7 protein-coding genes are annotated in these 9,120 nt (G+C 72.2%); 5 read left to right on the top strand and 2 right to left on the bottom strand.

Translation table 11 applies throughout. From position 1 onward, the window contains the following. Both H5J30_RS37685 and H5J30_RS09550 read right to left on the bottom strand, forming a co-directional pair. A partial coding sequence (locus H5J30_RS37685) for a twin-arginine translocation signal domain-containing protein (RefSeq protein WP_181786941.1) occupies positions 1-131 on the bottom strand: 131 nt, incomplete at its 3' end. 161 nt (positions 132-292) lie between these two features. Then, positions 293-2,872, bottom strand: coding sequence for a PA14 domain-containing protein (locus H5J30_RS09550; protein ID WP_181786943.1), 2,580 nt, complete (start codon positions 2,870-2,872; stop codon positions 293-295). 231 nt (positions 2,873-3,103) lie between these two features. Here H5J30_RS09550 and H5J30_RS09545 point away from each other — a divergent pair, with 231 nt between their 5' ends. The 5 genes from H5J30_RS09545 to H5J30_RS09525 all read left to right on the top strand — a co-directional run. After that, entirely contained in the window at positions 3,104-4,135 is a 1,032-nt protein-coding gene (locus tag H5J30_RS09545; protein WP_181786939.1) for a LacI family DNA-binding transcriptional regulator, read from the top strand. Between the two features lie 236 nt (positions 4,136-4,371). Next, positions 4,372-5,463 (top strand): ABC transporter substrate-binding protein, encoded by a 1,092-nt coding sequence (locus tag H5J30_RS09540; RefSeq protein WP_181786937.1) that lies wholly within the window; start codon positions 4,372-4,374, stop codon positions 5,461-5,463. Between the two features lie 5 nt (positions 5,464-5,468). After that, positions 5,469-7,172: a sugar ABC transporter ATP-binding protein gene (locus tag H5J30_RS09535; protein ID WP_181786935.1), complete on the top strand. Its 1,704-nt coding sequence runs from the start codon at positions 5,469-5,471 to the stop codon at positions 7,170-7,172. Next, entirely contained in the window at positions 7,165-8,130 is a 966-nt protein-coding gene (locus tag H5J30_RS09530) for an ABC transporter permease (protein WP_181786933.1), read from the top strand. The genes H5J30_RS09535 and H5J30_RS09530 overlap by 8 nt, the downstream gene beginning before the upstream one ends. Continuing rightward, the coding region (locus H5J30_RS09525; RefSeq protein WP_181786931.1) for an ABC transporter permease at positions 8,127-9,120 on the top strand (994 nt) is incomplete at its 3' end. The genes H5J30_RS09530 and H5J30_RS09525, both read left to right, overlap by 4 nt.

Genomic DNA, 9,120 nt, shown 5'->3' with positions numbered 1-9,120 from the left:
GTCGACGTCCGCCCCACCCACGCCACCAAAGCCACCGCGTGGGCCGGGAGCGCGGTGGCGCCGAGGGCGAGCGCGGAGGCGCCGGCGGCGGAGGCGTGCAGGAAGTGGCGGCGGTTGAGCGGAGGAGGCATGTCGGGTCCCTGGGTGCCTGGAGTCCTTGGAGGAGGAGGTGCCTGGTGCCGGGGGTGCTGCTCGGGCGCGGTGCCCGGCGGGGCCGCCGGGCGCGCCGGGCCGCCCCCGGCCCCGGCCGCGGCGGGTGCCGCGGCCGGGGCGTGCGGGGACGGGCGGTGCGTCAGGAGGCGTCGCAGGTGAGGGTGCCTTCCGCGGCTCCCTCGATGAGCGCCTCATGGGCGGCCCGGATGCGTTCCACATCCGGCTTGACGACCTTGCGGTCGTACGTGAGCAGTCCGTTCAGCTCGCCCTCCACATCCGTGATCTGGGTGTAGACGGCGCCGCTGCTGCCGTTGCAGGCGGCGAACCGCTCGATTTCGGCCAGCTTGATCAGATACTCCTCGGTGTACGCCTCGCGGTCCACGCCCACGTAGGTGTGCCGCACCGGCCAGGCGTTGCCCGGGATGGCCAGTCCGAGGCCGCCGTACTCGCCGCTGACCAGGGCGCGGGTGCCGTCGGGCGCGGGCAGTTGCGCGCTCGGGTAGCCGTGCGCGTCGGAGATGTCGCCGTTGCCGCCGTCGACCGCGCCGCAGCAGTTGTGGCCGCTCATGTTGTTGACCAGCCGGGCCGGGTCCAGCTCCTTGGCGTAGTCGGCGATACGGGCCTGGTCGTACTGGCCCCAGCCCTCGTTGAACGTCACCCACATGACCACCGAGGGGTGGCTGTCGTGCTGCTGGATCATCTCCTTCAGCTCGTGCTCGAACTGCGTGCGGGAGCTCTCCGAGGGCGTCTTGGTGTTCATCGACGGCATGTCCTGCCACACCAGCAGGCCCAGCTTGTCGGCGTGGTAGAACCACCGGTCGGGCTCGACCTTGATGTGCTTGCGCACGGAGTTGAAGCCCATCTCCTTGTGCTGTTCGAGGTCGTACCGAAGCGCCTTGTCGGTGGGCGCGGTGTGGATGCCCTCGGGCCAGAAGCCCTGGTCGAGGGTGGCCATGGAGAACACCGGCGAGCCGTTGAGCGTCATCCGCTGCTGCCCGTCGACCGTCTCGACGCCCACGGTGCGCATGCCGAAGTAGCCGCGCACCTCGTCGGCGGACGCGCCGCGGCCGACCGTCACCTTCAGGTCGTACAGGTACGGGTCGTCCGGCGACCACAGCCGCGGGTCCGGCACGGGCACGGTCAGCGGCTCGCCGGTCTTCCCGGTCGCGGTGCCGACCGCGCGGCGGCCGGCGTACGCCGTGGCGGTGACCGGCACCCCGTCGCGTACGCCGCGCACCTGGACGGAGGTCTGCTCGCCGGCCACGTCGGGGGTGATCTTCAGGTCCTCGGCGCGGTCGGTGGGCACCGGCTCCATCCACACGGACTGCCAGATGCCGGAGGAGGAGGTGTACCAGATGCCGCTGGGGGAGAGCCGCTGCTTGCCGATCGGCGGGTTCTCGCCGTCGGCGGAGTCGGTCGGGTCGTAGACCCCGACGATCAGCTCCTGCTTGCCGCCGCCGCGCAGGGCCTGCGTGACGTCGGCGCTGAACCGGTCGTAGCCGCCCTTGTGGGACGCGACCTGCTTGCCGTTGAGCCAGACGTCGGCCTTCCAGTCGACCGCGTCGAAGTTGAGCTGGAGCCGCTCGCCGCGCTGGCCGACGCGCCAGTCACGCGGCACGGTGAAGGTGCGCTTGTACCACATGCGCTCCTCGTGCCGCTGGACGCGGGACAGCTCGGACTCGACGGGGTACGGCACGACGATCTTCTCGTCCAGCGTGCGGCCGAACGGCGGGCTCTCGCCCTCGGTGGCGCCGGCGAACTGCCAGGTGCCGTTGAGGCTCTGCCAGTCCTCGCGGGTGAGCTGCGGGCGCGGGTACTCGGGGAGCGGGGCGTCGGGGTCGACGTCGTCCGCCCACTTCGTCCGCAGCTGGTACTCGGAGTCGTTGGCCCCGGAGGTCCAGAACTCGGCGACGTCGGCGCCGTCCGCGCCGGTCAGGCCGCCCTCGCCGTCGTAGCGCACGTCGGCGGAGCCGCCCTGGCCGACGACGGGCTCGTCGAGCGGGACGATCAGCCGGGTGGGGTCCTCGGGGTCCAGCTCGGCCGGGGAGCGCGGCCAGTCGGCGCCGCCGATGACCGTCTCCAGGTGCTCGTCGAACGTCGCCGGGGGAGCGGCGAGCGGCTGGGCGAAGTCCATGGTCAGGGTGCGGCCGTCGGGCTGCACGGCGACGTCGGTGGGCCCGCTGTAGTCGAAGTCCTCGGGCAGCGAGAACGCGGACTGCGGCACGGCCTCCTTCTCGGCGCCCGGCTCGCTCCAGCGCAGGTGGAAGTTGGAGCCGCCGTGGTGCTCGAAGTACTCCACCTTGATGTCGTACGTGCGGCCCGCCGCCAGCTCCACGGGCTGCGAGGTCTGCTCGTTGTCCCAGTCGTCGACCCAGTGGTCGATGACCATCTCGCCGTCCACCCAGAGGCGGAAGCCGTTGTCCGCGCTGACGTGGAAGGTGTGCGCGCCGGAGACCTCGGGGGTGATCCCGCCGGTCCAGCGGATGCTGGCGTTGTCGGCCTGGCCGGCCCGGGCCGCGAGCCGGGGCTCCAGGTTGTCGAAGTCCAGCGACGGGTCGAAGGCGGTGGCCTTCAACTGGTCGAAGTCGAAGGTGCCGGGGGCACTGTGGGTGTAGTACTCGCCCTTGAGGCCGTTGACCTCCGCGGCTGCGCGGGAGTCCGCGGACCCGGCGGCCGGGCGGTCGGCGCCGGTGGCCGGGAAGCCCGGACCGGCGGGCACCAGGGTCAGCGCCAGGGCCGCGAGGATGGGCGTCGGCCAGCGCAGTAGTCGCCGCCGTACGCGTCTGAGGGAGGGGTGCACGGGTACCTCCGGAAGTCGGAGAATGCGGGTGCTGGGTCTGCCCTTTGCCCCCGGGCGTCTTGTATAACGTTGGAAACAAGGGCAGTTGGCATGACAGCACGCCTCCTGCGTTGTGTCCAGTGCATGACCAAACGGCGTAGGAGGAACGCGGTGAGAGTCAGCCTGAAGGATGTGGCCGAGCGGGCGGGCGTGTCGGTGAAGACCGTCTCGAACGTGGTCAACAACTATCCGCACGTCACGCCGGCGATGCGGGCGCGGGTCCAGCAGGCCATCGACGAGCTCGGCTACCGCCCCAACCTCACCGCCCGCCACCTGCGCAAAGGCCGTACGGGCATCATCGCGCTCGCCGTGCCCGAGCTGGGCAACCCGTACTTCGCCGAGCTGGCGGGCCACGTCATCGACGAGGCCGCCCGGCACGACTTCACCGTCCTGCTCGACCACACCCAGGGCCGGCGGGAGCTGGAGCTGCTGGTCACCCAGGGCTTCCGCGCCCGGGTGATGGACGGGCTGATCCTCAGCCCGCTGGAGCTGGAGACCGACGACCTGCGCGGCCGGGGCGAGGAGAGCCCGCTCGTGCTGCTCGGCGAGCGCCGCTACGACCTGCCGTACGACCACATCGCCATCGACAACATCGCCGCGGCACGGCAGGCGGTCGGCCATCTGCTGGACCTCGGCCGGCGCCGCATCGCGTTCCTCGGCGCCCGCGAGAACCGCGCCCACCAACCCGCCCACCTGCGACTTCTCGGCTGGCGGGCGGAGTTGGCGGACCGCGGCGTGCCCGTCGACGAGGCGCTGGTGGCGTACAACGAGGGCTGGGAGCGGGCGGACGGCGCGGCGGCCATGGCGGGCCTGCTGGACTCCGGCCAGCGGCCGGACGCGGTCTTCGCGTACAACGACCTGATCGCCATCGGCGCCATGCGGGTGCTGTCCGAACGGGGGCTGCGGGTCCCGGAGGACGTGGCGGTCGTCGGCTTCGACGACATCACCGAGAGCCGCTACGGGGCCGTCACGCTGACCACCATCGCGCCGGACAAGCGGGCCATCGCCAGGCTCGCGGTGGAGTCGGTGGTCAAGCGCCTGGACGCCGCCCACGGGGACGGCAGCGCGCCCGAGTCGCAGGAGATGTATCCCGCGTTCGCGCTGGTGGAGCGGGAGAGCACGCGCGGTCGCGCGACCGGGTGAGCCCTGCCGAGCAACGCCAGGACCGGCCCCGGGGCGGGTGCCCCGGCCTGCCCGGCGCCGTCGTGACGGATCGTCAACTCCCGTACGGGACAAGGGCCGTGGCGATCTTCGCCGGACAAATCCGTGCTGCGGGAGGTGTTTACAGCGCCCTTCCAACGATGTAAAACATCCCCTGAATTCCTCGGGTCCCGCGCGGCCCGGCCCTCGTACTCCACCGCCCGAATTGGGGTATCACCATGAAGCCGCACGCCCGCACCGCCGCCAGAACACTCCTCGCCGTCGCGCTCAGCGCGAGCCTCGCGCTCGCGGCCGGCTGCGCCAAGTCCGAGGACGACGACGAGGGGAGCACCGGCGCCGCGGCCGGCTCCGAGGAGGCCAAGGGCAGCGAGCAGGAGGTCTCCGGGGGCTCGGGCCCGACCTGCGTGATCGGCGACTACGGCGCCGAGGAGATCGACCTCGCCGGCGCCACCGTCGGCTTCTCGCAGTCCGAGAAGGAAGCCAACCCGTTCCGTATCGCCGAGACCGCCTCCATCAAGGCCGAGGCCGAGGAGCGCGGCGTCGAACTGCTCGCCGCCAACGCCCAGTCGCAGTTCTCCAAGCAGATCAGCGACGTCCAGGACCTCATCGCCAAGGGCGCAGACCTGCTGGTCATCGCCCCGCTGAACTCCGACGGCTGGGACCCGGTGCTGAAGTCCGCGGCGGACAAGAAGATCCCGATCGTCACCATCGACCGGAAGATCAACGCCGAGCCCTGCAAGGACTACGTGAGCTTCATCGGCTCCGACTTCACCGAGCAGGGCAAGCGGGCCGCGGACAAGATGATCGAGGCCACCGGCGGCAAGGGCGAGATCGCCATCCTGCTGGGCACGCCCGGCAACAACGTCACGACCGAGCGCACCAAGGGCTTCAAGGACCGCATCGCCGAGAAGGCGCCGGACGTGAAGGTGGTCTTCGAGCAGACCGGCGAGTTCGCCCGCGAGAAGGGCCAGCAGGTCACCGAGCAGCTCATCCAGTCCAACCCGGAGATCACCGGGATCTACGCCGAGAACGACGAGATGGGCCTCGGCGCGGTCAACGCGCTCAAGGGCGCGGGCAAGGAGCCCGGCGCGGTCAAGATCGTCACCATCGACGGCACCCGCAACGCCGTCCAGGGCATCGTCGACGGCTGGATCGACGCCGTCATCGAGTCCAACCCGCGCTTCGGCCCGCTGGCCTTCGAGACCCTCGACGCCTTCACCCAGGGCGAGGAGGTCGGCCAGGACATCGTGATCAAGGACAGCGAGTACACCGCCGACAACGCCGAGGCCGACCTCGGCAAGGCGTTCTGACGCCGATGGCCGCAGCGAACGAGCCGCCCGAGCGGCACGGGCCGGACGGGCCCGGCGGGCCCGCCCGGCCCGCCGGCCCGCACCCGGCGGACGCCCGGGACGTACGCGACGGCGCGGACGGTGCGGCGCAGCGCCCCGCCGTCCTGACCGTACGCGGCCTGACCAAGCGCTTCCCCGGCGTCCTCGCCCTCGACGGCGTCGACTTCACCGCCCGCGCGGGCGAGGTGCACGCCCTCGTCGGCGAGAACGGCGCCGGCAAGTCCACCCTCATCAAGGTCCTCACCGGCGTCTACCAGCCCGACGAGGGCGAGCTGGCCTACCGCGGCGAGCGGGCCTCCTTCGCCACCCCGCTCGCCGCCCAGCAGGCCGGCATCTCGACCATCTACCAGGAGGTCAACCTCATCCCCCTGATGAGCGTGGCCCGCAACCTCCTCCTCGGCCGCGAGCCGCGCCGCCGCGGCGGCCTCATCGACTTCGGCCGGCTGCACCGCGAGTCCGAGCGGATGCTCCTCGACTACGGCGTACGCGTCGACGTCCGCCGCCCGCTCGCCGAACTCGGCGTCGGCGCCCAGCAGATGGTCGCCCTGGCCCGCGCCGTCTCCGCGGCCGGCCGCACCGACGTCGTCGTCATGGACGAGCCCACCTCCTCGCTCGAACCCCGCGAGGTGGAGACCCTCTTCGGCGTCATAGGCCGGCTGCGCGCCGACGGCGTCGCCGTCGTCTACGTCAGCCACCGCCTCGACGAGCTGTACGCCGTCTGCGACACCGTCACCGTGCTCCGCGACGGCCGCCTCGTGCACACCGGCCCGCTCGCCGGGCTCGACCGGCTCCGGCTGGTCTCCCTCATGCTCGGCCGGGAGATGGGCGAGGTGCGCGCCGAGGGCCTGACCAAGTTCACCGGTGACCACGGCACCGGGGCGGAGCCGGTGCTGCGTGCCGAGGGCCTCACGCGCCGGCACGAGCTGCACGACGTGTCGCTGGAGGTCCGCCCCGGCGAGGTCGTCGGCCTCGGCGGGCTCCTGGGCTCGGGGCGCACCGAGACCGCCAAGGCCATCGCCGGGGCCCTCCCGCTGGGCGCCGGCCGTATCACCGTCGCGGGCGCGCCCGTACGCACCGGATCCACGCCCGCCGCGATCCGCGCCGGCATCAGCCTGCTGCCGGAGGACCGCAAGTCGGAGGGCATCGTGCCGGGTCTGTCGGTCCGCGAGAACATCGCGCTGGCCGCGCTGCCGCGCATGTCCCGCTACGGGCTGGTCTCCGAGGCCCGTATCGACGCCGTCGTCGAGAAGTTCGTCAGCAGGCTGCGCATCAAGGCCGCGAGCCCGCACCAGAAGGTCGGCGAGCTGTCCGGCGGCAACCAGCAGAAGGTGCTGCTGGCCCGCTGGCTCGCCATGCAGCCCAAGGTGCTGCTGCTGGACGAGCCGACGCGCGGCATCGACGTCGGCGCCAAGGCCGAGGTGCAAAAGCTCGTCGACGAACTCGCCGAGGACGGCCTCGGCGTGCTGCTGATCTCCTCCGACGTGGAGGAGCTGATCGAGGGGTCCGACCGCGTGGTGGTGCTCAGGGACGGCGCCGTCGTCGGCGAGCTGGCCGGTGACGACGTCACCGAGGACAGACTCATGGAGGCCATCGCGGCCGCCGCGGAGCCGGGCGCGGACCCGGACCCGGCGCCTCGCGGGGCCGGTGCGCAGGCGGCCGGCCATGGCTGACCTCACGCTGCGCCGCGCGCTGCCCGCCGACCGGGAGCGGGTGCTGCGCTGGCTGCAGGAGTACGGCGTCTACCTCGGCGTCGCCCTCCTGCTGCTCGTCAACATCGCCTTCACCCCCCACTTCCTGTCCGCCGAGAACTTCCGCACCCAGGCCGTCCAGGTCGCCCCCGTCGTCATCGTCGCGCTCGGCATGGCGCTGGCCATCGGCAGCGAGGGCGTCGACCTGTCGGTCGGCTCCGTCATGGCCCTGTCCACCTCGCTCGTCGCGCTGTACATGGGGTACGGGCCGTGGATCGCGCTGATCGTCGCGGTCGTCGGCGGCGCGGCGGTCGGCCTGGTGAACGGCTCGCTCATCGCGTTCATCGGGGTCCAGCCCATCGTCGCCACCCTCGCGCTGATGGTGGGCGCCCGAGGGCTGGCGCTGGTGCTGCTGCCGCAGCTGGAGGACATCCGCGACCCGGGCATGGCCACCCTCGGCTCCGGCGAGTTCGCCGGCGTGCCGTACGTGGTGCTGATCGCGGCGGCGCTCGCGCTGGTCGTCGCCTTCGCCGTCCGCCGCACCACCTTCGGCCGCCAGTTGCTGGCCATCGGCGACAGCCGCCCCGCGGCCAAGCTCGCCGGGCTGCCGGTGCGCCGGGTGCTGATCGTGGTGTACGTCGTCTGCGGCGTCCTCGCCGCGGTCGCCGGCTTCCTGGCCACCGCCCGGCTGTCCGCCAGCGACCCCACCTCGCTGGGCAACCTGATGGAGCTGTCCGCCATCACCGCCGTCGTCGTCGGCGGCACGCCGCTGACCGGCGGCCGGGTCCGCATCGGCGGCACGGTGGCCGGCGCGGTGCTGATCCAGCTGCTGACGGCCACGCTGATCAAGCACGACCTGGAGCCGTCGTGGACGCAGATCGCCCAGGCCGTGGTGATCATCCTCGCGGTCTACGCCGCGCGGGAGAGGGGGAAGCGGTGACCGTCGTGAAAGACGAGACTGCCGCCGACCGGCCCGTCGCGTACGACGCGGACGAGCCGGCCGGCTCCGGGCGCGGCGAGCGGCTGAGCGCCCTCGCGCAGCAGCACGGCGCGCTGGTCGCGCTGATCGCCATCGCCGCCGTCGCCTCGCTGTCCTTCGACTCCTTCGCCACCACCGGCAACATCGAGAACATGGCGGTCTCCTCCGCCTTCCTCGCCATCGTCGCCCTCGGCATGACCTTCGTCATCGTCACCGGCGGCATCGACCTGTCCGTCGGCTCGGTGTTCGTGCTCGGCGGCGTGCTCGCCGCCTGGGGCTCGCGCCACGGCACGCTGGTGGCGCTGCTCCTGCCACTCGCCGTCTGCGGACTCTTCGGACTGGTCAACGGGCTGCTCATCGCCCGGTTGCGGCTGGCGCCGTTCATCGTCACGCTCGCCGCCATGCTCGGCGCCCGCGGCGTGATGCTGTCGGTCACCGACGAGGGCGCCGACACCTACCTCGTCGCCGAGGGCTCGTTCTTCGCCGACCTCGGCCAGGGCAAGCTGCTCGGCATCGGCGTCCCGGTGTGGATCACCGCGGCGCTCTTCGTCGCCGGCGGCATCCTGCTGCGCCGCACCCGCTTCGGCCAGCACGTCTACGCCGTCGGCGGCAACGAGGACGCCGCGGCGCTGATGGGTGCGCCCGTGGCCCGTACCAAGACCCTGGTCTACACCCTCAGCGGGCTGCTCGCCGGCTTCGCCGGTGCGCTGAACGCCGCCTGGCTCGACTCCGGCGTGACCATCCTGGGCTTCGGCATGGAGCTGGAGGCGATCGCCGCCGTCGTCATCGGCGGCACGCTGCTCTCCGGTGGCATGGGCTTCGTCGGCGGCTCGCTGGTCGGCGTACTCCTGCTGAAGGTGATCCAGAACGTCATCAACCAGATCGGCTCGCTCGACTCCGCCTACCAGCAGGTCGTCAGCGGCGGCTTCCTGGTGGTCGTCGTCATCGCGC

Source organism: Streptomyces phytophilus, from assembly GCF_013870535.1.
Lineage (GTDB): Bacteria > Actinomycetota > Actinomycetes > Streptomycetales > Streptomycetaceae > Streptomyces > Streptomyces phytophilus.
The sequence above is the reverse complement of the archived record's forward strand: the minus strand, read 5'-3'. Positions and strand labels throughout refer to the sequence as shown.